The organism is Rheinheimera texasensis DSM 17496 (assembly GCF_000711985.1).
Taxonomy (GTDB): Bacteria; Pseudomonadota; Gammaproteobacteria; order Enterobacterales; family Alteromonadaceae; genus Pararheinheimera; species Pararheinheimera texasensis.
The window spans coordinates 836,335-860,276 of the sequence record NZ_JONU01000007.1 but is presented as its reverse complement, the minus strand read 5'-3'; the positions used below and the strand labels follow the sequence as shown (position 1 = coordinate 860,276).

Genomic DNA, 23,942 nt, shown 5'->3' with positions numbered 1-23,942 from the left:
CGGCTTGCTATTGCGAAAAAAGCGGAATAAATTGACACACATGTTCAAAATATTTGAATTAAGGATATCCCGCCGATGGCCATGCAGCCCGTATTGACTCTTGAGGCACTTAGAGCGCTGGATGCTATTGATCGCAAAGGAAGTTTTGCTGCAGCGGCTGAGTCTCTATACAAGGTGCCTTCGGCGCTCAGTTACACCATCGCGCGCCTCGAAAGCGATCTTGGTGTGCAATTATTTGACCGTAGCCGGCAAAAAGCGCAGTTGACCCAGGCCGGTCAGCTGCTGTTGCAACAAGGCCGGCATTTATTGCTGGCCAGTCAGCAATTAGAAGAAGCGGTACGGCAACTTGATACTGGCTGGGAACGCCAGCTGGTCATTGCGGTGGACTCAGTGGTGCCGCTGCAGCCGTTATTCAGTCTGATTGATGAGTTTCACCAGCTGGGCCGGCTGACACAAATCGTGTTGTCGGAACAGGTGATGGCGGGTGGCTGGGAAGCATTACAAAGCGGCCGGGCTGATTTGGCGATTGGTTTATCCGGTGAAGGTGTCTCTGGCCAGTTTCAGTTGCAACCAATGGCGCCGCTGGAATTTGTGTTTGCGGTCGCGCCACATCACGAACTGGCCCAGTTGGACCGGGTCGTCACTCAGCAGGATTTACAACAGCAAACGGCGATTGTGGTCAGCGATTCGGCGCTGGACCTGCCGGCGCGGGATTCCGGCCTCTATGACAGCCGGCGCCGGGTCGTGGTCAGCAGCATGCAGGCTAAAATCGCCGCGCAGCAGGCCGGGCTTGGCGTGGGTTTTTTGCCCAGGCATCTGGTCAGTGATGAGATCCGCGCTGGCCGGCTGATTGCCAAAGCCTGTGAAGTACCGCGGGCCAGCACGATGATGTATCTGGGCTGGCGTCGTCAGAGTCAGCCGGGGCAGGCATTGTTATGGTTCAGCCGGCAGCTGAGCCAATATGACTGGGCTGCCGTATTTCATGCGCCCTATGAATAAACCAGCCACTGACACAGGACCTGCAGCATGCAATTAGGTGAACATCGCGGTGTAATTTTTGATTTAGACGGCACGCTGGTGGATTCCCGGCTGGATTTTGGTTTGTTATGCCAGCGGCTTGGCTGGCCGGCCGGCACGCCAATCCTGGAACATCTGGCGACGGTCAAAGACCCACACGAGTATCAGCGTGCGCTTGGTATCATCGAACAGTTTGAACTGGAAGGCGCGGCAGCGGCACAGTGGATGCCGGGCGCAGCCGACTTGCTGGCTTTGCTGCAACAACAGCAAATCCCGACCGCAATTCTGACGCGCAATATGCGCAGTGCCACCTGGCATTGCCTTGAGCGCCTTGGGATTGCTGTCGATATCGTGCTGACGCGGGAAGATGCGCCCGCCAAGCCAGATCCGGCTGGTTTACTGCAGATAGCCAGCGCATGGCAGTTGCCACCTGCTGAGTTAATCTTTATCGGTGATTTTCATTTTGACCTGGCGACAGCGCGGGCCGCCGGTATGCCGGGCTGTTTGTACCTCAATGCCCAGAATGGCCATTACCGCACACAGGCCGATTTTGTGCTGGCACACTTTGCTGACCTCAGTCTCTGTTATCGAATGGCACCGCTTACATCTGGTTAGGCAAAGGTTTGCATTTTCATTACATGTCCGGCTTCTTCCCGGGTAAAAAACGCAGAACATCAGCCAGATCAAAGACATTTACAGCATAGGTTGCTAGACTGCTGAGAGTTTCAGTCTTCAGTTCCAGCAGTCAGAATTATCCGGCTAGGTTAAATCTATAGCCGAATCAAAGGTGTGGCGTGTCAGTTGCAAAAATAAGTCCGTCTCAGGTCAAGATTGGTTATTTCATTCAGTTACCCGTGAACTGGATGAAACACCCGTTTCTGACCAATAAATTCAAAGTCGAAAATCATGAACAAATTGCCATTATCCAAACGCTGGATTTGGAATTCGTTTATTTTTTTCCGGATAAAAGCAGCGTAGCTGTATCCGATGAGGCAGCCCCGGCTGAGGAACTGGCTCAGCATGCCAGCGAGTTACGCTATAAGCTGGAGCGGGAAAAAAACGAACGGATTGAGCAGGCTAAAGAGCAGCGTCGTCAGCTGCAACGCACCGAAAAAGCTTTTGAGCAGTCGATGGTGCAGGTGCGCAATGTGATGTCGAAAATTGGCAGCCGGCCATTGCAAGCTGTTGACGAAGCAACGGAACTGGTGCATCAGATTGCAGATACGATCATCAATGCAGATTCATTAGTGTTGCATCTGATTTCGCAAGCCAGCAAAGAGCAGGAGAGTATTTACTTTCATGTGTTGAACGTGTCTGTATTGTCGATGATGCTGGCAAAAAATCTCGGTATGACAGCAGAGCAAGTCAAATTGACCGGACTTGGCGCTCTGTTCCATGACATTGGCAAGCTCAAAATTCCTACTCAGATCCTGCGTAAAACCGAGCCTTTAACCGCGCCAGAAGCCAACTTACTGAAAATGCATACCCGCTATGGTATTGAACTGCTGAAACTCACAGAGTCTTTCCCCAAAGCGGCCTGGCCGGTCGTGGAACAACATCACGAATATTTAGATGGCAGTGGTTATCCGCTGGGTATCAAAGATGCCGAGATTGACGCCATGGCCAAAGTGGTGGCCGTGGTCAATGAGTTTGATAATCTGTGCCATCCGGTGGATGTCAGTAAAGCCCGCTCACCGCATCATGCCATGTCATTTTTGTTTAAATCGATGAAAGGCAAACTCGGTGCGAATGAAATGGGTCAGCTGATTAAAATGATGGGCGTGTACCCGCCCGGCACTATAGTGCAGCTCAGCGACGATCGGGTCGGGTTGGTGATGTCAGTCAACAGCGATCAACTGTTGTACCCGAATGTACTGGTTTACGACTCACAAATTCCGCGGCTGGAAGCGCCGGTGATTTCCTTGCAGGAAGGCAAACTCAGTATCGCCAAAGTGCTGAAGCCTTCTGCACTGCCGCAGGCGGTGTATGAATATTTGAATCCGCGGGCGCAGGTCAGTTATTTTATTCAGGGGAACGAGCGTAAATGAGAGCAAGCGCTCAGAACTGCAGCTTAAATAACAACTCAGCCAGATCCGGTTGCCAGTGATATTGCGCTGGTACTTTGATACCACACACTATCACCCCTTCAGTCCGTAACAGGGCACTTTGCTCGGCAGCCTCTGCACTGCCGGGTGCAAAAGCCAGGCTCAGGTTGCTGCGTACCACCCGATACCAGGGCAATGGCGTCGGGCTGTAACCCAGCGCTTTTCCGACCAGCCGGGCACGTCCGGGCAACCCCGCTAAATCAGCGATTTGGCCATAACTCGCCACTTTCCCGGCCGGGATTTGTTGCACTGTTTGCCAGATCCGGCTGTAATGAGGGTTCATCTGCACCTGATATCAATAAAGTTTTGGAGTCTTTATGCCTGCAGCGCCCATTCCTGTCAAATTGCTGGAAAAACCGGAACCACCCGGTAGTAACGAGTGCTGTGGCAGTGGCAGTTGCTGTCCATGCGTCTGGGATTATTACCGCGAACAACTGGCGTTGTGGCAACAACAGCAAAAACAGCAGTCTGGTACAAAAACAGCAACAGAATAACTGTCCGGGCCTTGCTCAAACGTAGATTGCTGATTAGTGTTCAAGCAGTGCCGGTTGTTTGCCGGCCTTAAGGATGTTGTCGAATGGCTGTGCCTGAGGGTGGATCGCTGCAAAGTAGCATTTTATTCAGCATTCTGGTGTTATTCATCGCCACCACCGCTTATTTGCTATTTATCCGCTCTTTGCCGGGACAGCCTCAGTCACATCAACGCCGTGCCTTACAGCTGTTTAGCTGGTTTTTCCTGACTGAGTTCCTGGCCTATCTGGTGTATTGCCTGCGTTTTATCGATATGTACCTGGTGTCTGTCGTCTTGAATAATCTGCTGTATCTGTGTGGCGTGTACTTGTTTTATTGTGGCGTCAGGTCGCGCTATCAACTGGACATCAGCCGGAAAATACTCGGCTTCATCTGCATCCACCTTCTGGCTTTAGGGGTTTTGCTGTATTGGTTTACTGCGATTCATAATGAGATTTTTATCCGTCTGCCGCTGGCGCTGGGATCATTTTGCGTGCCTGTGTTGATTACCTTTTCCCTGATCCGACAGCAGCAAAGACCGGGCAATCTCGGCGACCGGGTGTTACTGCTGTGCACCATAGTCACATTGTTGCTGTTACCACTGTTGTACCCGATTTTTGGTTATTTACTGCAGCCAGACCAGCAAGGCCAACTGATGGTGATGACGCTCGTCACTCTGACTCTGGAGACCTTGTGTATCGGTGGGTTGGCTATTTCATATATCTATGATTTGATTGATAAACTTCGCAGTGATGCCAATACAGACAAACTGACCCAAAGCAGTAATCGCCGCTACTTTTTTAAAGTGGCACCGCAATTTCAGCAACGGGTCGCCGCGGGGGAACAGATCAGTCTGGTTTTGCTGGATATCGACCATTTTAAGCAATTAAATGACCGCTACGGCCATCAGGCTGGTGATGCGGTGTTACGCCATTTTGCGACATTGCTACGCCAGCATCTGCAAAGCAAAGATCTGATTGTCCGTTACGGTGGTGAAGAGTTTTTATTGGTATTGCCCGGATATACGCCTGCGCAGACTTTACCGTTATTGCAGCAGTTTCAGGCCAGATTACGCCAGTCGCCGCTGCAGTATGAGTCAGAGGAACTGATAGTGCGCGCCAGCTATGGCGTAGCGGCATTACACGCCGGGCAAGATATTGATCATTGCGTGCACCGTGCAGATTTAGCTTTGTATCAGGCCAAAGCCAATGGCCGTGATAACGTTGTACTGGACAGTCCGGCCACCGCTTCCTAAATCAATCCGGCATGGTATAGTACGGCCCAAGCCCTCCTTGGCGCTATATAACGATAACAATCAATTCCGGGATCCCTATGACCTCAACACATGACGTGCTGGCTGGCCAGAAACAATGGCTGGGCCATCCGGTCGGACTTTTTGTCTGTTTTTTTACCGAAATGTGGGAGCGTTTTGCCTTTTACGGCCTAAAAGCGCTGCTGTTTCTTTATCTGACCCAACATCATTTATTTAACGACAAAAACGGCTATTTGCTGCTCGGCACCTATGCAGGTCTGGCTTATGCACTGCCGGTGGTGGGCGGACTACTCGCCGATAAATATCTTGGTATGCGTAAAGCCGTGACTTTTGGCGGTGCGCTGATGGCCGTTGGTATGTTAGGCATGGCTTACAAAGGCACGCAGGCCAGTGCCGAAGGCGGTGCCGATTTACTGGCGCTGCAGGTGATGTACGCCTCGTTAGCCCTGGTGGCGGTGGGTGTTGGTTTCCTCAAACCCAATATCTCCACCATTGTTGGCCGGCTTTATACCGACAATGATCCGCGCCGCGATTCAGCGTTTACGCTGTTTTATATGGGCATCAATTTAGGCGCGATCTTCTCCAGTTTGTTTGTCGGCTGGATTGGCATTGCCTACGGCTGGGAATATGGCTTTGGATCGGCCGGTATCGGTTTATTGCTTGGTTTAGTGGTGTTCTTAAAAGGCTCTAAACACTTCCACGGTCAGGCTGAACCGGCCAACCCGACGTTACTCGATGAAAAAGTCGCAGGGCTGCGCCGTGAAACGCTGATTTATCTGCTGGCGCTGGTTGGTGTTGCTGTGGTGCAGCAAATTCTGCAAACCAGTATCGATTTTGGTGCTTTAGGCGCATTGCTTGGTATGGCGCCAGGCGCGGAAATTACCGCCACTGAGGTTGTCGCTGTGGCTTTGACGCTGGTGCTGATGGTCTGGTGGTTTAAATTCATTTTCATTCAGTGTAACGCTTTGGAACGCGCCAACATGATTATGCTGATGGTGCTGACCGCCATTTCAGCGGTGTTCTGGGGGTTGTACGAACAAACCTACGGCAGCTGGCTGGCCTATTCGGACCGGGTCATGCAGAGCCCGACTTTTGATTTAGGGTTCTTCAGCTTTGCGTTTAACTCTTCACAGCTGACTTTTGTCGCGTCGTTTTTTATCGTGCTGCTGGCATTTCCATTTGCCTGGTTATGGCCCTGGCTGGACCGTAAAGGCTGGAATCCTTCGGCTCCGAATAAATTTGGCATTGCGCTACTCTGCGCCGGCCTTGCCCATTTTATCCTGCAATATGCGGCGCTGAACCCACTGGAGAGCGGCCTCGCTGGTTTCTGGTGGTTTATTCTGGCGTATTTCGTGTTGGTGATAGGTGAGATGGCATTATCGCCGATTGGTTTATCTGCCGTTACAGCCTTGTCCGTGGCGCGTGTGGTCAGCCTGATGATGGGCGTCTGGTTCCTCGCTTCTGCTTTTGGTGAAATGATTGCCGGCCGCTTTGGCGCTTTAGCTTCAATGCCCGCCGGCACTGCGGTACCGGATGCACTGAATATCTATGCCGAAGTGTTCGCCATCCTGGGTTGGGTTGGCCTCGGCTCCGCGGTACTGATGTTTGTGTTGTCTCCAGTGCTGACTGGTTTGATCCGCCGCGCGCAGCAACAACATCCGCAACAGGGCTAGACAGATGCAATGGCTGAGTGACTGGCGTCAGCGTTGTGGTCAGATATGGCAACAACTGGACTTATCGCAGCGCTGTTATCTGATCTCGGCGTTATTGGTATTGGCCTGGCTGCTGAGCTTTAATAGCCAATACTGGCTGCTCGGCTTGCTGGGTGTCAGTCTGTTTATCGCTGCGGTTAATGATATCTGGCAGGGCTTTTTACGCATCTGGCACAGTTTACCGGGCAAGGCCTTTATTTTGGTTTGTTATGCCGTGCTGGCGAATTTCTGCTTTGCGCTGGCGGACAGTTCGGTCAATAACCTGATTGGTGTGCGGCCTGAAGTGGTGCCTTTTAGCGTGAACCTGACGCTGATGCTCCTGGCGCCATTCTGGAGTTTCCTGCTGGCCTTTGTGTTGTTGTCGGCTTATCTCATCCTGCATAGCATCAAACTGATGTTGCTGGTTATGCTGCGCCCGCTCGGTGTGCGCAGCCATCATCTGCAGGATGGCAGTTATCCGAAACTGACACTGGCCGCGCGCTTATGTTTTTTGCCGGTGGTGTTCACTTACATGGGCGCGGCGATGACCGGTTATGTCACCGGCGATACTGCGGCTATTGATTTGTTCCGTGAGCCGGTAGCAGTGCAGATTCAGCCTGCAGAGATCGCTGCAGCTCAGGCAAACGAAACTGCGGTTGCTTCAGAGCAAGCAGAGCCTCAGGTCAAAATGTTTGGCGGCGAGATATCCGGCCTGTCCGGCATTAATCCGGAAGTGCGCTGGATCAACCGCACTGTGGCCTGGTTTTTATATCAGATTGAAAGCCTGAGTAAATCACAATGCGTGATGCAAGGTGCTGAACATCTGGTGCATCTGAATGATTACGAAGTGTTAGTGATCACGCCGGATGCACAGCAACCGTATGGCTACCGGTATCAGGTCAGAGCCTGCGGTTCACCTTATTTGCCGGATCTGAGCCGAAAGTCGGTGGCGCCTGCTGCATCGTCAGGCGGCTGAAAAAGACGGCAGCTAGTTGCAGAACTGAGTTTCGTCCAGCCCAAAAGCCGCTTTATGCGGCTTTTTGTTTTTCTATCAGTACTTTGACATCAGACGAGCCGCTTTCTATACCTTTGCTGGATAAGGAACAGGGAGGTGAGCAATTGGCACGCAAAATCATTCCGCTTTTGGGCTGTCTGTGGCTATCCGCTGCTAGTGTCGCGGCCGATTTCAGTCAGCAGTTCAGTGTGATTAATGATAATTCCTGGTTATCAGGCTATGAGGACCAGCAATCACAAGCCTCCCGAGCCTTGTTTAGCTGGGATTTGCAGCTCGAAGCCGGACCACAATGGCTGGTCGCTTCAAGCCTGAAAGCCTTTCGTGGCCGCAATGGCGAATTGCTGACCGGCAATATCCAGGGTATCTCCAATATCGATGCGGCGCAGTTCACTAAAATCTATGAACTTTATGTGCAATATAAATTTGACGATAACAGCCGGCTCAAATGTGGTCAGGTAGATGCAAATCTGGAATTTGCCTTTGTGCCGGTGGCCGGCGGCTTCATCTCGCCGCCTTTAGGTATTACGCCGACAGCCATAGCTTTACCGACTTACTACGACCCGGCTGCATCCTGCAGTGTATTTTATGAGCCAGAACATGGTTTTCAATGGATGGCCGGCGTATTTGCCGGGCAGGAACATACTAATTTCTCTTCCCAATTTATGGTGGCCGAAGGCCGTTATGTCTCAGCGACCGGTCGTACTTCGTATGGCTACTGGCACCACCATGGCGACTGGACAACTCTAAATGACCAGCAGTTAAGGGCCATTTCTGGCTGGTATCTGAATCATCAGCAGCAAGTTTCAGAGCAGCTGGTGCTGTTTGCTGTCTGGTCCGGGCTGAACGACGATGTAGATATTTTACATCAGCACCGCATGCTCGGGTTGGTGTGGGAGCTTCCGATCGCCGGACATCAGCTGGGGCTGATGCACAGCACTGTGACAGCACAAAACCGGCAATCTGAGCAAATGATTGAAGGATATTGGCAGTGGTCTGTAACTCCTCAGTTGCAGCTGCAGCCTGTGCTGCAATGGATAAATCATACAGATCCGGCGTTGGACGCCAGTCTGGTGACGACGTTGCGTCTGATCGCGCAATTCTGAAGGGAGGACATTATGACGTTACGAGAAAAGGCGAACTGGGGCCTCTGGCTGATTTTTACCTTGTTTGTGGCTATAGCCGGTGTTGGCTGGTGGGGAAATCAGCAACAGGAACAGGTATTGGACCGAACTATACAGCAAGCCTGGCCTGCGATGAAAAGTTCAGGAACCGCTGTGAGTTTAGTGGATGAACAACTCTTTTCCATGGAGCAGTTATTACAGGGGTTACAGGTTGATAGCAATGCAATGGCACAGCGTGATCAACAGTTGGCGACGGCGATCAAAAATTTGGCAACCAATCCGCTACCGGATCGCAGCCTGTTGCGTCAGCTGGATACTGCGCTGGAGCAGTTTGTACTGGCGCAGCAGCAACTGCGTCAGCAGTTTGTCCGGTATCAGCAGCAATTGTCGGGTCTTGATAAAACCGTGTCCCAAATTGTTGAAATTGGCGAAATTGTCGAAGAAGTCGGTGACAGTCAGGTGGAGACACTGATTCAGGCGCCGCGACAGACCATTAGTTGGGAAGGTGGGCTACAGCGCAAGTGGGACGCCGCTGATGGTGGTATGGAAGCCAATATCGGTTTTTTCCGGCAATTGTATTTTTTAGAGCAAATTAAACGGCAAGGCCCTCAACCAGAATTGGTTAAAGAGCTGAATGACTCCATTGCATTTCAACAAGATGCCGTCGATGGTCTGGTCGCGACCGGACTTTTTGCCATTCCTGCACCTAACCATTTTGGTTCGGCAACATTAGGCGATACCTATCTGCAACTGTTTGAACAGCACAAGCAGCAAATCCAGACAACGCTGGATGCTTTGGTTCAAATGCAGCAACGCCAGACGGAGTACCGTGCTGCCAGCACAACACTTGTTACCGCGCTAAACCAGCTGCAACAGTCCTTAGATAGCAGCACCGCCGACATTGTGGCCCAAGGGCCGGCAACTGCCGGTTACGTTGCTAAACTTCTGCTCGTCACCGGTGGGGTCACTTTAGTATTGCTGGTGCTGATAGGTACTTATGTGCGCAAAGGAATGCTGGCACAGCTGCATCAGGTGGCGAAAAATCTGCACGATGTAGCGAGCGGCGACGGCGACCTGACCCGGCGGCTGGAAGTCAAAAGCGACGACGAACTGGGGCGGATCGCCGAAAACTTCAATCTGTTTGCCGGCAAAATTCAGCATATAGTGCAGGACATCCATCACAGTGCGCAGGTATTGATCGATGCCAGTGTGCAGAGTCAGCAACTGTCAAAACATCTGAAGCAGGAAGCCGAGGATACTGAGCAGCATAGTACTGGCCTGGCTAGCGCGATGCAGCAACTTGACCATTCGGCGCAAGACATCGCCAACAGTTGTGGCATTGTGGTGAAGCAGTCAGAACAAACCTCCAGTGCGGTGTTGCAAGGGAATGCTGCGATTCACGGCACTATCAGTCAGATGCAACAAATGAGCGATACCGTGCATCGTTCTGCCAGCGCGCTCGAGCAGCTGACGGCAAAAGCCGAAAAAATTGACCAGATTGTTGGTGTGATACGTGGTATTGCTGAACAAACAAATCTGTTGGCGCTAAATGCCGCTATCGAAGCCGCCCGCGCCGGTGAGCAGGGGCGTGGTTTTGCCGTGGTGGCGGAAGAAGTGCGCAATCTGGCGCAGCGGGCAGAATCCTCATCACGGGAAATCTCCGCAGTGATAGCAGAAATACAGCAGGAAACCCGCTTGTCCCATCAACAAATGCAGCAATCTGTCTTATTGGCTGATCAGAGCATGCAGGCTTGTGAGCAGTCGGGCAGTGCTTTAGCTGTGGTGCAGGATCAGATCAAATCTGTCGTAGAGCAAATTAATCGAATGTTTAATGCAACCTCTGAACAGGCGCAGACTTTGAACCAGATGTTGCTACAAATACGTGAAGTTGCATCATTGGCAGCAAATTCCAGCCAGGAGGCTGGTAGTGCACTGCAGTTAATAGATGGTATGCAGGGAAGGGCGCAGGATTTAAACCGTTTGGTTGTGCAGTTCCGTTTCTGAGCCTGGCCACTGCGCTAAAACGCTTTTGCCGGTCTGTTCAGCGCGCCAGAGGCTGTCAGGGCTTGCCGACGATGACACCCGGTTATAGGCTAGGCGTTTTCTCAGTCACGGGTCCCCTTTATGTCAAAGTACATGTTATTCCCGGTGGCGCTGCTGTGTAGCAGCGTCACTGTCGCCGATGAAGGACAATGGCAACCCTATCAATTGCCGCAATTACAACCACAACTCAGTGCCCGCGGCATTAGTGTGCCGGCAACCGATTTGGCCGATTTAAGCAAATATCCAATGAATGCGATTGTCAGTCTTGGATATTGCTCCGCCTCTTTTGTGTCACCACAGGGCTTGGTGATCACCAATCATCACTGCGCTTATGGCGCTATTCAGCAAAATTCAACGGCCGAAAATAATCTGATTGCGAATGGTTTTCTGGCTAAAACGCAGGCCGAAGAGCTGCCGGCTGGCCCGTCAGAACGCTTGTATGTGACTGAGTTGGTTGAAGATGTGACGGCGAAAGTCAGCGGGGCATTACCAGAGAAACTGACTGATTTGGTTAGGTTTGAGGCCATTGAAAACAATCGCAAGCAGCTTATTCAGGCCTGTGAAAGTGATGCCAATTACCGCTGTAACGTGGTCAGCTTCCATCATGGCCTGCAATTTTTCCTGATTAAACAGCTGATGATCCAGGATGTCCGGCTGGTGTATGCGCCGTCTGAAGCGGTCGGTAATTTTGGTGGTGATATCGACAACTACGAATATCCGCGCCACACCGGCGATTATTCGTTTTTGCGCGGTTATGTCGGTAAAGACGGCAAACCGGCGCCTTTTGCTAAAGACAACGTGCCTTACCAGCCGAAATTTCACCTAAAAGTAAATGCCGCTGGCGTCAAGGCCGGCGATGGCATTTTACTGGCCGGTTATCCGGGCCAGACCAGCCGCTACCGGCTGGCAGAAGAAATTGCCTTTGCCCGCGATTGGCAATATCCGGCGAGCGTCACTACCTTTAACCAGATGATCCAGACCATTGATGCTTTTGGTGTCAAAGATCCGGCATTGCAGGTGCGTTACGCCTCAGTGGTCAAAGGCTACAACAACCGGATGAAAAAAATGCAGGGCCTGCTCGATGGCTTTAAAGTGACCGACATTCACGCTATTAAACAGCAGCAACAGCAGGAATTACTGGACTGGATAGCGGCAGACAGCAGCCGCAAAAGCCATCAGCAAGCACTGGCAGCGCTCAAAGAAGTGGTCAGTGCTGAACAACAATATCAACAACAAACCTGGTATTTTGACAATGCCAAACGCAGCGATTTGTTCAAAGCGGCACAGGATTTATATCGCCTGGCGCAAGAGCGGCAAAAACCGGACAGCGAACGGGAGCTTGGGTATCAGCAGCGCGACCTGAAAATGTGGCAGGGCCGGTTAAAACGGCTGGATACCAGCTTTGCGCCAACGGTCGATTTAGCGCTGTGGAGCCAGCAGCTTGAAGTCTATTTACAGCAAAAACCGCTGCTGCGCGTCAAAGTGCTGGACGATGCGTTAGGTTTAGTACCGGGCATGACCGCCACGCAAATCAGTGCCAGCTTAAAACCCTGGTATGACAGCACCACCTTAGGTACCAGCGCCGGCCGGTTGGCCTGGCTGGAAAAGACTCCAGCCGAGTTTGCCGCAAGTGCAGATCCTTTTATCAAAGCCGCTGTTGCAGTCTATCAGCAACAAATCGCGTTGGAGCAACAACAAAAGGCCATTCAAGGTGCGTTGTTAAAAACCCGTCCGGCCTATATGCAGGCGGTGATTGCCTTTAATCAGAGCAAAGGTAAACCGGTTTATCCGGATGCCAACAGCACACTGCGCATCACTTACGGCCATGTCGACGGTTATCCGGCGGCGGATGGTGTCTATAAAACACCATTCACGTCAGTGCGCGGCATGATCGCCAAACAGCAGCCAACAGGGGTTTTCCAGCTACCGGCAAACCTGGTGAAAGCCTATCAGGCGAAACAATATGACGGCTATTTTTATGCCGATCTTGGCGCCAAACCAGCGCTGCCGTTTGATTCAGTGCCGCTGAACTTTTTATCCAGTGCTGATACTACCGGCGGTAACTCTGGCTCTGCGGTGATGAATGGCAAAGGCGAACTGATCGGCCTTAACTTTGATTCAACTTATGAGTCGATAAGCAAAGACTGGTACTTTAACCCTGCTATTACCCGCGCTATTCATGTTGATATCCGCTTTGTGCTGTGGATGATGCAGTATGTTGATGGTGCGCAGAATCTGCTGGATGAGATGTCGATTGTGCGTGACTGATATCGCGACTGTCTGAGCCGTATTGGCGACTAAAAACCGGGCTTTGGCCCGGTTTTTTTGTGGATGAGCTCTGTGTCAGGCGCAGTTAAAAAATACTAAACAGCGCCGGATTCAATAAACTCAGGATTGACATGCCCTCTAAGAAAGCAAAGCTGCTGGCGTCATGTAAATCGTCTTTGCTCAGGCCCAGTACTTCCATAATTTGTTTGTCGGCCAAATCATACAGCTGAAACACCTCTGGGTTTGCTTCACTGAGCGCCAGACAACTGGCGAGATGCAGGATCAGGCTCACTTTATTGGCTGCTGAGTACTCGGGCTGATTCAGTTGTTTCAGCGGCTGGATGATACGGTCCGGCAGCTGCCAGAGCTTCAGTAACTCGACTGTGCAGTCAGCATAAGTGAAGCCCAGCAATTCTTGCTGTTTTGTCCAGGGTTTCTTGCCTTTTTTATATTGGGTGCAAACCTGTGCTATGTCCGGTTTTACCTGCACTACCACCAGTTCACCAAGATTATGCAGCAATCCAGACAAATAAATCGGCTCATCTTTTTTTACGCCGAGATGAAATGCCAGATGTTTGGCGATAAGCGCCGTGTTGATGCTGTGCTCCCAAAACTTATCCAGGGCGATGATATCGGGTTTCAGGCTGGCAAAAGCTTCGGCAGCGCCGCTGGCTACCACCAGATTGTAAACCTGAGTTTCACCCAGCACCTGCACCGCTTTTTGCACTGTTTCTACTTGTTTGGGGAAGTTGTACAGCGCGCTGTTGGCAAGGCGCAGCAACTTGGAAGACAGGACCGGGTCATACGAAATCAATTCGGCAATTTCATCGATATCGCTGATGTCGTCATCGATAATTGATTTAATTTTCAGACAGGTATCTGGTAACGCAAAAATATCACCGACCTGACGAGCACATTCGGCAGCGTTCAAGTTGCACTCCGTTTTTTCTATGAATTCGCTTTATCTAGTGTTGCTTCCCGGCGCTGATTTACAAGGGGGCAAGGCGAATTTCCGGACATTTTTTTCTGTCATGCAACTGCAGCTATAACTTCACACCATTGTCATGCAGCAAAGCTAACGTCTTGTTTTTTCTGTTCAGGAGCGACAAATGAAGGCGTTAAAATTTTCACTGGCAGCTTTGCTGGTCTCGGCGGCATTAACTGGTTGCACATTAGAAGGTGATGACGGTGCACCGGGCGCGACAGGCCCGGCGGGGCAAACCGGTGCCACAGGCCCGTCCGGTACTAACGGCAGCAATGGCAGTAACGGTCAGAATGCGCCGGTTGGCATGCAGTTACAGGCGGTCGCCCGCTATGTGACTGGCAGTTATGGCGCCGGTGCGGCGGAGATCACTGCGTTTCATGCCCAGTCCAAACGGATTTTTGTCGTCAATGGCGCGGCAAACCGGGTCGAAGTGCTGGATGCAGCTTCGGTTAAAAGTCAGGCCCTGTCGGATCCACTGACCGCCAACACCCTGACCAGCCAGCCTCTGACATTGCCTGCCACTGTCACAGTGCGTAACAGCGCCGATCAGGATGAAACTGTCGCCTTAGGTTTTGCCAACTCCATCAGTGTTCAGGGCCAGCTGCTGGCTGTTGCGGTGGAAAATAAAACCCGCAGTGATGCCGGGGTGGCGCTGATTTATGATTTAAGTCAGGGCGCGCCGTTGTTAAAACAAGCCATTCGGGTCGGGGCTCAGCCGGATATGCTGACCTTCAGCAGTGATGGCAAATGGTTACTGGTCGCGAATGAAGGCGAACCTGTGGCCGATTATTCGGTTGATCCGGAAGGTTCAGTGTCGCTGATCACACTGTCCAACGGCGTTGCGGCCACACAAGCTAAAACTTTCAGCTTCAGTGCGCTTAATAGCGACAAAGCAGCGCTTGCGGCCAAAGGCGTGAAATTCGCCGGGCCTGCCAGCACCACAGTGGCACAGGACTTAGAACCTGAATATATCGCGCTGAGCCCGGACCTGAAAAAGGCCTGGGTGGTGTTACAGGAAAACAATGCCATCGCGGTGATTGACCTCGCTACGGCGAAACTGGATAAAATTCTTCCGCTTGGGTTTAAAGACCATAGTCTGGCCAAAAACAGCCTGGACGTCAGCAACAGAGACGGCGTGAATCTGCAAACAGTGCCTGGTTTGTACGGCATGTATCAGCCAGACACGCTGCAAAGCTTCAGCTGGCAGGGCAGTGCTTTTTATGTCAGCGCCAACGAAGGGGATGCACGCGACTGGGCTGGTTTTTCTGAGCAAAAACGTGTGTCGGCACTGAAGCGTTCTGCCACGCTCAGTGCCCGCCAGCCTTATTCGGCTGATGGACTGGGCCGCCTGAATGTCACTACAGCGCTGGGGCAAAATAGCAATGGCGAATATGACGCTTTATATGCCTATGGCGCCCGCTCTTTTAGTATCTGGGACCAGAATGGTCAGCAGGTGTTTGACAGCGGCAATGACTTTGAGCGCATCGCCTCCGGCGTCCATGGCGATAAATTTAACTCCAACCATTTGACGGTCGAAGGCGATAACCGTTCTGACGATAAAGGCCCTGAGCCGGAAGCGCTGGCACTCGGGCAAATCAATGGCCGGACTTATGCATTTATTGGCACAGAGCGAATGAGCGGTATCTATGTCTATGATATTTCTAATCCTTATGCGCCGCAGTTTGTCGACTACGCTTATAACCGAGATTTAAATGCCGTTTATAACATTAACGACGACAAAGTCCCGGCGGAAGTAACAGGCAACGTGACACAGGCCGGGGATTTGGGGCCCGAATCGCTGTTATTTATTGCGCCGGCCAATAGCCCGACCGGCAAACCTTTACTGCTGATGGCCAACGAAGTCAGTGGGACTTTAACGGTGTTTGAACTGACGCCGAAGAGTTAAGATTAATTTGCTTCCACAAGGCCAGCAGTCGCTGGCCTTATTCTTTTCTCAACCAAATTCTGTGCTTAATGCTAATTTTGTGTAAACTATTGTTTTACTGCATTCTTTTTTGTTTTTTTTTCAAGTCGTCTATACTCGCCACTATGGCCTTGAGTTTCCGGATACAACCTGAATTGCCAGATGGTTCAGCACAGAAGGACATCGTGAAAAGGTTATTTATCTGTTTATATTTGCTGTGGTGTCAGACTGCTGTCGCAGGCGCTGCCGCAGAACTCTCGCCGCCGGTCCGGGTCATTGCGCATCCGTCCGTTCAGGTCGATGCTTTATCACCGGCTCAGTTACGCAGCATCTATCTGATGCGTCAGGTCGTCTGGCCTGATGGTGTCGCCATTCGTGTTTTTACCCTTGCGCCGCGCTCTGCGGTCAATCTGCAATTCTGCCGTGATCAGTTACAGCTGTTTCCTTATCAGTTGGAACGGGTCTGGCAAAAACTGACGTACTCCGGGACAGGAACGCCCCCTACCGAATTACAGGATCAACAGGCCATGTTGCAGGCAGTTGCCACAACACCAGGTGCCATAGGTTATATCGGGATACAGGATGAAACTCAGGTTGTTAAAGTCATTCCAATCAGGCCTTAGCGCTTGCCTGCTGGCAACATGTGGTCTGTCTGATGCTGCTGCGGCTGATAACTGGCACTGGCATGGTTTTGTCTCGCAGGGGCTGATGCAGGCCAGTGACAGCAATTTTGTGAATGATGACGGCGCCGTCAGTACTGAACTGACTGAATTTGGCGTCAATGGCAGTTACCAGTTCAGTGCCGATTTACGTCTGTCTGGGCAGCTGATGTACCTCGATGGCGGCAATCGTTATGCGTCGGGTGGCCGCGTGGATTATTTATTCCTGAACTGGACCGCGATTAATAGCCTGGACTGGCAGCTGAATTTATATGCCGGCCGCTTTAAGAATATGCATTGGCTTTATTCCAGCACCCGCGATGTACCGATGACCAGGCCGATGATAGTGCTGCCGCAGTCGGTGTATTTTGACGCTTTTCGCGATATTGCGGTCGGTTCTGATGGCATTGCGCTGCAATCGACCAATACCACAGCCATCGGTGAGTTTGAATGGATTTGGAGCTATGGCGCTATCCCAATCAGCAAAGAAATGGCGCGTCGCGTCATTGCAACTCAGCTACAAGGCGATACCGAGCAAAAGTACGTGCATCAGGCGACACTGTTTTTCCGGCCTGCAAATAGCCAAACGCAGTGGGGCATCTCTTTACTCGATTCCGGTTTTGAATATCGTCAGGCACAACCTGACCTGTTTTTTGACGGTAAGTTTACCGTTCAGCGGGTGATGGCTAACTGGCGCTACAGCGCTGAATTATGGGAGCTATCCAGCGAATTGATGCAGGAACGGGTATTTGCCCGTGGTTTTTATCTGCCCGGCTTTAACCGCAATCAGTTTGCACAGGGGGCATTTTTGCTTGGAAGTTATAACTGGTCGGAAAATACCCGGCTCTATGCCAGTTATGACTGGTACACCGCCAATAAAGATGACCGCGGTGGTGCTTTGCTGCCGCTGCAAAGCGGTGGACTGATCGCGCGGTATTTCGGTTATCAGCGGGATTGGGGCCTTGGCATTACACAGGAGCTTGACCGTAATTTGCGGCTGAAGCTGGAGTATCACTGGATCACCGGCACCGGACGATTGGGGCCCAATGTGGTGCCTGCTATCGAAATTAACCGCAATCGTCAGCATGATATCTGGGCGGTGCAACTGATGTACTGGTTCTGATCTTATGCGGCCATTTTTAAGTTTACCCTGGAAAATTCTGGCGCTGACTTTAAGCGCTTTGCTGCTCATGACGGTGGTGCTCACCAGTTTTGCCATAGTAAAAATGGAGCAGGACTTCCGTTTGCAGCAACAAAAGCAGTTACAGCTGCGCCAGCAACAATTTGAACTGCTGAATATGCTGCTGGAAAACCAGCTGCGCAGCTGGCTTGAGTCCTTCACTGATATGGCCAATATCCGCGAGCAAGCCGATTTCAGCGCTTTTGCCACAGCGCTGGCGCGCCACTATGACACCATCGCACTGCATCTGAATGTCGAGCATCAGTGGTTATTTGATAAAGACGGCGTGTTGCTCTATGCCTCGACACCGGAAGTGCCGGGCCGGGTGCGGCAGGCGGTGCAGCAGGTGCTGATGGAACTGCAACCTTTCAGTGAAATCGTCTGTGCTGAGCATTGCGCCAAGCTGGTGCTGGTGCCGGTGCAGAACCAAAGCGGTGATGTCGCGGTGGCCGCGTTGTCGACCACGTTGCTGGATGTACTGGCATCGCTGAAACAAGGCGTGGGATCGGAAGTGGCGATAGTGCGGATTGAAGGTGATCTGGAGCGACCTGCGCGTGAGTTACAGCTGTTAAGTTTATCCAATGCCAGCCGGATGGCCTCAGTGTTTTCGGCGTTGCCAGCTGAAGCAACGGTCAAGCAGGCCATCGAAAATGGCCTGCCGGTGCAGATCGGCACCGAACACTATCTGATCAGTTTCCTGCCGCTGGTTGGCAATGGTCAGGGCTATTATCTGGCGCTGGTCGATGACACCAATAAATTTGCCCGCACCAAAGCCGACTATCAGTACCAGATTGTGATTTTTGCCTTAGTTTGTTTTGTGTTGGTGGCCGTGCTGATTTATTTCAGTACGCAGCGGCTCAGTCTGCGTTTACTGCAGATGGCTCGGCATTTACCGCTGTTGGCGCAACGCCAGTTCCGTGAATTTCGCGACCACAGTCAAAAGCCGCCTTTGGTATTCTCCGATGAACTGGACGTGCTCGGTAACGCGGCTAATCAACTGAGCCTGGAGCTGGAACATCTGCATCAGCAGATTGAACACAATACCCGTGAGCTGGAAAACATCGCGATGTATGACCTGCTGACCGGCTTACCAAACCGTAATATGTTGTTGTTCCAGCTGAAAAAATATTTGGCGGCGCTGGAGCGGCATCCAGGGCGCATCGCTGTGTTATTTCTCGATCTGGATAATTTTAAGCTGGTCAATGATACCCAGGGCCATGCAGCAGGTGATTTGTTGCTGGTCGAAGCCGCCAACCGGCTGAAAACCTGTATCCGGCCCACTGATTTGGCTTCCCGCTTCGGTGGCGACGAATTTGTGCTGGTGCTGCCGGACGTGATGTCCGACGAGCACCCGGCTGAAGTCGCTAACCGTATTCTGCAGGCGTTTCAGCAGCCGGTGGAGCTGAATGGCCAGCTGTTTTACGTCTCCGGCAGTATCGGCGTGGCCATGTCGTCTGATCCGCAATCCTTACCAGATGATTTAATTCGCCAGGCTGACATTGCGATGTATAACGCCAAAGAGCAGGGCGGTGCCGCCTTTACCGGCTATAACCAGCAAATGTATCAGCGACTGTCGAGCCGCATTCAGCTGGAAAGCGACATCAAAGATGCCATCCGCCTGCAACAGTTTTATCTGGTGCTGCAGCCGCAGATTGAGTTATCTACCGGCCGGCTGGTGGGGTTTGAAGCACTGCTGCGCTGGTCGCATCCGCAGCGGGGGATGGTGACACCGGACGAGTTTATCGGCGTGCTGGAAAATTCGCCGCAAATGGTTGAACTCGGCTATTGGGTGTTCCGCCGCAGTTTTGAACTGGCGCAGCAGTTGGTTGGTCAGGGTTATCGCCATATCCGAATTGCAATCAATTTATCAGCAGGTCAGTTTCTGGATCCGCAGTTACCAGAAGTGCTGCAGGGCTTGCTGGATGAGTTTGACCTGCCGGCTAACCATTTTGAGCTTGAACTGACCGAACGGACGCTGGTGAAGAATATTGAAACCACGCTGCAGATGATGCGCCAGCTTAAAGCTATAGGTTTTTGTTTTGCCATCGATGATTTCGGCACCGGCTATTCCAGCCTGAGTTATTTAAAGCAAATGCCGGTCGACATTATCAAAATCGATAAATCCTTTGTATTTGGCATGCTGGAAAACGATGCGGACTATCAAATTATTGTCTCTACCATCGCCATGGTACAGAAGCTGGAATTAACAGTGGTGGCCGAAGGCGTCGAAAACCGTGCCCAGCTGCAGCTGCTGAAAAAGCACAAATGTGATGTGGGCCAGGGCTATTATTTTGCCCGGCCATTGAATGATGAGCAGTTAAAGCATTTTCTCGCGGATGAAGTGCCGGACGGATTTCTGCGTTTATCCTGAACGTGAAAACCGCCGGCACTGTTATCTAACGCAGTGGTGTATTGATCAGCGGCCGTCCCGGATGGGGCTGCATTTGATCATAACTTTCAACGCGGTTGCGGCCGTTGTATTTGGCAAGGTACAACGCCTGATCAGCATGGCGCATCAGCTCCGTCGTTTGATAGCCGCTGATTTGGCTGTAAGAGACGCCAAAGCTGGCAGTGAGTTTGAGCCCGCTCTGGAATTCGCTGCAATCGAGCTGTTCAATCGCATCGCGGCAAATTTCCGCCAGCATCAATACTTTATCCGGCTGGCAGTCCGGCAGGGCGATGGCAAACTCCTCGCCACCAATGCGGCCAAAAATATCGCCGCTACGGATAAAATGATTACAGATGCGTACTGTAGCCTGCAACGCTTTATCGCCCACATCATGGCCGTAGTTGTCATTGATCAATTTAAAAAAATCTAAATCAAAGACAATCACACCCAATGATTTTTGCTGCTGTTTGCAGCGTTTCACCTGCTTTTGCAGCTGCAAGTCAAAAAAGTGCCGGTTGCTGATCCCGGTCAGGCCGTCGTTTTCGGCGGCCAGTTTATAAAAGCGGTGCCGGCGGACCAAGCGATAGGTGATATACACCAGTAAAATACTGGCAAAACTAAGCAGGCCTATATACAAACTGTCGCGCTCAGCTTGTTGTTTTTTGAGTTGATTTTCCAGTTCTATGACGCGCAACTCTTCTTTCATCAGTTTTAATTGCTGATTTTTTTTCAGCAATTCGCCTTTTGCGAGTTGATAAGCCAGCTGGCGGTTGGAGTGTTCATCCCGCATCGCGCGCTCAGCGTCGGAATATTGTTGGTGGGTGGTGTAAGCGGCCTGAAAATTGCCTTCCTGTGCTAATGCAAGTGCTTTTAGTTTCAAACCAGCAACTACCGGTCTGCTGTTTTGTAGACTTTTCGCCGCAGCTTCCAGCTTTGCAATTGCAGCAAGTGCGCCCGGGTAGTCGGATAGCGCGACATGCGCTTGGGCAATCAGGTGATAAACATCAATCAGTAACCGGTTGTATCCGGTTTTTTCTACTTCGGGTAAGCGCGCGTGCAGATAATCAAGCGCGAGTTTTGGCGATTGATTGGTTAGATAATACCAAGCTGCGTGTGTATTGCTGGCTTGCGATATCATGATTTCGCCCGCATCGGCGCATTGCGCGGAAATCGCTTCGATTTCCGGAATTGTTTGGGCAACACCTAATGCATGTTTACTCTTTAAATTTAAATATTGGTTGATGCACTGGTCGCGGGGCGACAATACGGTCGTGTCCAGTAGCTGCAAGGAATCGAGGCTTTCCTGATAGAGTTCTGCTTCCGAGTATATCGATGCAGCGCTAAGATAGGCCTGATTACGCCATTTTACATCGTCAATGTCAGGCATGAGCGCCATTGCAAAAGAGAGATTGGAAAAAGCCTCCAGAAATTGCCTGCGAATCATCTGTACATTAGACAGGGTCAGCGCAGCCCGAAATCGGATTAACACCGGTTTGTTCGGAACCATCAGTGCTTTGAACTTTATTTCGGCGCTCTGGTAACTATCTTTGTAGGCTTCCTGATAGGCCGTTAGAAAGTTTAGAAAGTCGCGTTGCTGTTCATCCATTTCAGCTGCGGCAAGCCGCAGCTGCTGCATTAAATCTGCGTAACGTACAGGGTCAGCGCTGCGTTGTTCATCTGCGGCATTGAGCAGTTGGTCAATAAAAGGTTTAGAAGCTGCAGCCACATAGCAAGACAGACTCAGTAAACAAATTGAACTGACTTTCTGTAGCAACTTACGGTAATTGACCACAGACATGACCTTAGTGCCGACGAATTTTCACCGGAGGGTCTTCAGGTTCGTCGTCATCTGGTTGAGCAGGCTCGTCTGGTGCCACGATGATAAAACAACCGCGACCTGTTAAACCAACCGTCTGGATTAAGCCTGACAAATCAGCCGTAGCGATCGATTCAACGATTGCAGCAGGTAGTTCCGTTTGCTCAGCCAGGCGGCGCCTCTCTCCATGGCGCTGAGATTGGGGCAAGGTGCTTATAGCGAGCTGTTCGAGTACCTCAATGATCTTTGACATAACATAATCCTTATGATGATTACTTGGAGGAGAGTCTCTACTGGTGTTTGCAGTCCCGCCGAGACCGTTTCATGCGGCAAGTTATTACACTTGTCAGTAAAACAGGTTATAACCCGGCTGAAAAGAGGTTTCGCAGTTTTCAGTGTTAAAAGGTTCAGCTTTTTTTCATCGGCATATACAGCTTGCACTTTGCAACAACGCTATGTTAATCATCAAGTTATTTGGCTGGAACGGAACGGACTTATGCAAAAGGGCAGAATCGTCATTGTAGGCACTGGTATCATGCTTGGCGCTCATATGACTCCGGTAGCGAAAAGCCATCTGCAGGCTGCAGATGTGGTATTTGCTGCGGTGACTGATGGCATCACCGAGCAATGGTTGCAAACAATGAACCCGGATGTCCGCAGCTTTGCGCCTTTGTACGAACTGGGGAAGTCACGTCACCAAACATATCAGAAAATGATTGAGCTGATGCTGGCTGAAGTGCGGGCCGGCAAGTTTGTCGTTGGCGCATTTTATGGGCATCCCGGCGTTTTTGCCTATGCACCGCATAAAGTGATAGAGCTGGCACGGCAGGAAGGCTATGAAGCGCAGATGTTAGCTGGTATCAGCGCTGCTGATTGCCTGCACGCCGATTTAGGGATCGACCCCGGTCGGGTCGGTTGCCAGTATTATGAAGCCAGTCAGTTTATGTTTTATCAGCGCAAGATAGACCCCAGTGCCTATTTGGTGTTGTGGCAAATCACCCTGGCTGGCGATCGCACTATCGCCCGTTTTGACACGGGCGAAGCAGAACTGGAATTGCTGGTGGAGTTGCTTTCACCACAGTACCCGCCAGAACATCAGGTGGTGATTTATGAAGCAGCCAGTATGCCGTTTGAACAACCGCGGATGGAATGGATATCGCTTGGTGATCTGCCCAAAGCCCGCTTGACGCTGAAGTCAACACTGGTGGTGCCTCCCGCGCTTCCCTTACAGAAAAACGATCTGATGCTGGCGCGGCTGCAGGCTCTGCAACAGTCGTAATGCAGAAATCACAGTTGTTAACTGCCAGCGCCGGCAAGTGACCATAAACCTGAGCAAATAAATTGACTGCATTTTCATCCCCGCTGCAAATTACCCCACTGACATCAGAGGACCAATCATGGTTTATTAGGCTGTTTCACGACGCCAGAACCATGCAATACATCGCACCAGTCAAAACCCCGCCAGAAATCATCCAGCAGTTTGAAAATTGTTTAACTGCGATGCAAAGTTCTGTCTGCACTCATTATTATCGTGTCAGTCTGCGCGGCAAACCCTTGGGATTACTGTCAATGCTTCGATCAGGTGTTGCAGCAGCGCCCGTCGAGCTTGGTATCATGCTGGTGCCAGAGGCCCGTGGTCAGGGCATCGCAGATCAGGCACTAGCGGCTTTGTGCTTAATTGCCTTTGAGCAATATCATCACCCTGTAGTTCTGGTGTGCTTTGACCCGCGAAACCAGGGCGCACTGCAATTGAATATACGTCTCGGCTTTAGCGATGCACCGCCTGCGTTACGGAAAAAAACGCAGTTAAACTGCTGGTATTTGCCCGGTAGCGAAACGGTGTTGGGAACACTGCGCCAGATTGCACAGCGAAGTGAACAGGAGTTTGCGTCCTGACGTGCTGATACAAGGCATTGCGGCAAGCCGAATCACGCGACTGGCCGCAC

Annotated in this window: 20 protein-coding genes; 16 read left to right on the top strand and 4 right to left on the bottom strand. The window is 51.4% G+C overall.

Features of this window, described 5'->3' with window-relative positions; translation table 11 throughout:
• Positions 1–75 precede the first annotated feature (75 nt).
• From Q399_RS0103940 to Q399_RS0103930, 3 genes are all read left to right on the top strand, one after another.
• Entirely contained in the window at positions 76–999 is a 924-nt protein-coding gene (locus tag Q399_RS0103940) for a LysR family transcriptional regulator (protein ID WP_245612821.1), read from the top strand.
• A 27-nt stretch (positions 1,000–1,026) separates the two neighbouring features.
• On the top strand, positions 1,027–1,632 hold the full coding sequence (locus tag Q399_RS0103935) for an HAD family hydrolase (RefSeq protein WP_031565755.1): 606 nt from the start codon (positions 1,027–1,029) through the stop codon (positions 1,630–1,632).
• Positions 1,633–1,811: 179 nt separating this feature from the next.
• Positions 1,812–3,065, top strand: coding sequence for an HD-GYP domain-containing protein (locus Q399_RS0103930; RefSeq protein ID WP_031565753.1), 1,254 nt, complete (start codon positions 1,812–1,814; stop codon positions 3,063–3,065).
• Positions 3,066–3,075: 10 nt separating this feature from the next.
• On the opposite strand, the gene Q399_RS0103925 is transcribed toward Q399_RS0103930, so the two are convergent.
• The gene (locus Q399_RS0103925) at positions 3,076–3,405 is read right to left on the bottom strand and encodes an MGMT family protein (RefSeq protein WP_031565751.1); all 330 of its coding nucleotides are present in this window, start codon (positions 3,403–3,405) and stop codon (positions 3,076–3,078) included.
• A gap of 34 nt (positions 3,406–3,439) precedes the next feature.
• Here Q399_RS0103925 and Q399_RS21840 point away from each other — a divergent pair, with 34 nt between their 5' ends.
• From Q399_RS21840 to Q399_RS0103890, 7 genes are all read left to right on the top strand, one after another.
• The gene (locus Q399_RS21840) at positions 3,440–3,616 is read left to right on the top strand and encodes an oxidoreductase-like domain-containing protein (RefSeq protein ID WP_084164069.1); all 177 of its coding nucleotides are present in this window, start codon (positions 3,440–3,442) and stop codon (positions 3,614–3,616) included.
• 83 nt (positions 3,617–3,699) lie between these two features.
• Positions 3,700–4,887: a GGDEF domain-containing protein gene (locus tag Q399_RS0103915; RefSeq protein WP_031565749.1), complete on the top strand. Its 1,188-nt coding sequence runs from the start codon at positions 3,700–3,702 to the stop codon at positions 4,885–4,887.
• A gap of 77 nt (positions 4,888–4,964) precedes the next feature.
• On the top strand, positions 4,965–6,578 hold the full coding sequence (locus Q399_RS0103910) for a peptide MFS transporter (protein WP_031565747.1): 1,614 nt from the start codon (positions 4,965–4,967) through the stop codon (positions 6,576–6,578).
• 4 nt (positions 6,579–6,582) lie between these two features.
• Positions 6,583–7,572: a hypothetical protein gene (locus Q399_RS0103905; RefSeq protein ID WP_031565745.1), complete on the top strand. Its 990-nt coding sequence runs from the start codon at positions 6,583–6,585 to the stop codon at positions 7,570–7,572.
• Between the two features lie 143 nt (positions 7,573–7,715).
• Positions 7,716–8,714: a carbohydrate porin gene (locus Q399_RS0103900; protein ID WP_051685715.1), complete on the top strand. Its 999-nt coding sequence runs from the start codon at positions 7,716–7,718 to the stop codon at positions 8,712–8,714.
• Between the two features lie 12 nt (positions 8,715–8,726).
• Positions 8,727–10,736: a methyl-accepting chemotaxis protein gene (locus Q399_RS0103895; protein WP_031565740.1), complete on the top strand. Its 2,010-nt coding sequence runs from the start codon at positions 8,727–8,729 to the stop codon at positions 10,734–10,736.
• Between the two features lie 120 nt (positions 10,737–10,856).
• Positions 10,857–13,043 carry a S46 family peptidase gene (locus Q399_RS0103890; protein ID WP_031565738.1) on the top strand — a complete coding sequence of 729 codons (2,187 nt, stop codon included), beginning with the start codon at positions 10,857–10,859 and terminating at the stop codon, positions 13,041–13,043.
• 85 nt (positions 13,044–13,128) lie between these two features.
• On the opposite strand, the gene Q399_RS0103885 is transcribed toward Q399_RS0103890, so the two are convergent.
• Positions 13,129–13,974 carry an HDOD domain-containing protein gene (locus Q399_RS0103885; protein ID WP_031565735.1) on the bottom strand — a complete coding sequence of 282 codons (846 nt, stop codon included), beginning with the start codon at positions 13,972–13,974 and terminating at the stop codon, positions 13,129–13,131.
• 178 nt (positions 13,975–14,152) lie between these two features.
• Between Q399_RS0103885 and Q399_RS0103880 the strand changes: the two genes are divergently transcribed.
• From Q399_RS0103880 to Q399_RS0103865, 4 genes are all read left to right on the top strand, one after another.
• Positions 14,153–15,934: a choice-of-anchor I family protein gene (locus Q399_RS0103880; RefSeq protein ID WP_031565733.1), complete on the top strand. Its 1,782-nt coding sequence runs from the start codon at positions 14,153–14,155 to the stop codon at positions 15,932–15,934.
• A 203-nt stretch (positions 15,935–16,137) separates the two neighbouring features.
• Positions 16,138–16,575 (top strand): type 2 periplasmic-binding domain-containing protein, encoded by a 438-nt coding sequence (locus Q399_RS20990; protein WP_051685714.1) that lies wholly within the window; start codon positions 16,138–16,140, stop codon positions 16,573–16,575.
• Positions 16,535–17,734, top strand: a complete 1,200-nt coding sequence (locus tag Q399_RS0103870; protein ID WP_031565729.1) for a hypothetical protein — start codon at positions 16,535–16,537, stop codon at positions 17,732–17,734. Before Q399_RS20990 ends, Q399_RS0103870 begins: the two co-directional genes overlap by 41 nt.
• A gap of 4 nt (positions 17,735–17,738) precedes the next feature.
• A complete protein-coding gene (locus tag Q399_RS0103865; protein WP_031565727.1) occupies positions 17,739–20,162 on the top strand; it encodes a bifunctional diguanylate cyclase/phosphodiesterase in 2,424 nt (807 codons plus the stop codon).
• A 25-nt stretch (positions 20,163–20,187) separates the two neighbouring features.
• Here the strand turns inward: Q399_RS0103865 and Q399_RS0103860 are convergent, their stop codons facing one another.
• Together Q399_RS0103860 and Q399_RS0103855 are read right to left on the bottom strand one after the other, a co-directional pair.
• On the bottom strand, positions 20,188–21,978 hold the full coding sequence (locus tag Q399_RS0103860; protein ID WP_031565724.1) for a GGDEF domain-containing protein: 1,791 nt from the start codon (positions 21,976–21,978) through the stop codon (positions 20,188–20,190).
• A 4-nt stretch (positions 21,979–21,982) separates the two neighbouring features.
• Positions 21,983–22,249, bottom strand: a complete 267-nt coding sequence (locus Q399_RS0103855; protein ID WP_031565721.1) for a hypothetical protein — start codon at positions 22,247–22,249, stop codon at positions 21,983–21,985.
• A 243-nt stretch (positions 22,250–22,492) separates the two neighbouring features.
• Between Q399_RS0103855 and Q399_RS0103850 the strand changes: the two genes are divergently transcribed.
• Both Q399_RS0103850 and Q399_RS0103845 read left to right on the top strand, forming a co-directional pair.
• Positions 22,493–23,275, top strand: a complete 783-nt coding sequence (locus Q399_RS0103850; protein WP_031565719.1) for an SAM-dependent methyltransferase — start codon at positions 22,493–22,495, stop codon at positions 23,273–23,275.
• Positions 23,276–23,337: 62 nt separating this feature from the next.
• Entirely contained in the window at positions 23,338–23,892 is a 555-nt protein-coding gene (locus tag Q399_RS0103845; protein ID WP_084164067.1) for a GNAT family N-acetyltransferase, read from the top strand.
• Positions 23,893–23,942: the final 50 nt, after the last annotated feature.

Coding starts and splice junctions, on each gene's coding strand:
- Q399_RS21840 (WP_084164069.1), top strand. CDS start 3,440: ATGCCTGCAGCGCCCATTCCTGTCAAATTGCTGGAAAAACCGGAACCA.
- Q399_RS0103895 (WP_031565740.1), top strand. CDS start 8,727: ATGACGTTACGAGAAAAGGCGAACTGGGGCCTCTGGCTGATTTTTACC.
- Q399_RS0103910 (WP_031565747.1), top strand. CDS start 4,965: ATGACCTCAACACATGACGTGCTGGCTGGCCAGAAACAATGGCTGGGC.
- Q399_RS0103860 (WP_031565724.1), bottom strand. CDS start 21,978: ATGTCTGTGGTCAATTACCGTAAGTTGCTACAGAAAGTCAGTTCAATT.
- Q399_RS0103880 (WP_031565733.1), top strand. CDS start 14,153: ATGAAGGCGTTAAAATTTTCACTGGCAGCTTTGCTGGTCTCGGCGGCA.
- Q399_RS0103890 (WP_031565738.1), top strand. CDS start 10,857: ATGTCAAAGTACATGTTATTCCCGGTGGCGCTGCTGTGTAGCAGCGTC.
- Q399_RS0103925 (WP_031565751.1), bottom strand. CDS start 3,405: ATGAACCCTCATTACAGCCGGATCTGGCAAACAGTGCAACAAATCCCG.
- Q399_RS0103915 (WP_031565749.1), top strand. CDS start 3,700: ATGGCTGTGCCTGAGGGTGGATCGCTGCAAAGTAGCATTTTATTCAGC.
- Q399_RS0103865 (WP_031565727.1), top strand. CDS start 17,739: ATGCGGCCATTTTTAAGTTTACCCTGGAAAATTCTGGCGCTGACTTTA.
- Q399_RS0103870 (WP_031565729.1), top strand. CDS start 16,535: ATGAAACTCAGGTTGTTAAAGTCATTCCAATCAGGCCTTAGCGCTTGC.
- Q399_RS0103935 (WP_031565755.1), top strand. CDS start 1,027: ATGCAATTAGGTGAACATCGCGGTGTAATTTTTGATTTAGACGGCACG.
- Q399_RS0103905 (WP_031565745.1), top strand. CDS start 6,583: ATGCAATGGCTGAGTGACTGGCGTCAGCGTTGTGGTCAGATATGGCAA.
- Q399_RS0103855 (WP_031565721.1), bottom strand. CDS start 22,249: ATGTCAAAGATCATTGAGGTACTCGAACAGCTCGCTATAAGCACCTTG.
- Q399_RS0103940 (WP_245612821.1), top strand. CDS start 76: ATGGCCATGCAGCCCGTATTGACTCTTGAGGCACTTAGAGCGCTGGAT.
- Q399_RS0103850 (WP_031565719.1), top strand. CDS start 22,493: ATGCAAAAGGGCAGAATCGTCATTGTAGGCACTGGTATCATGCTTGGC.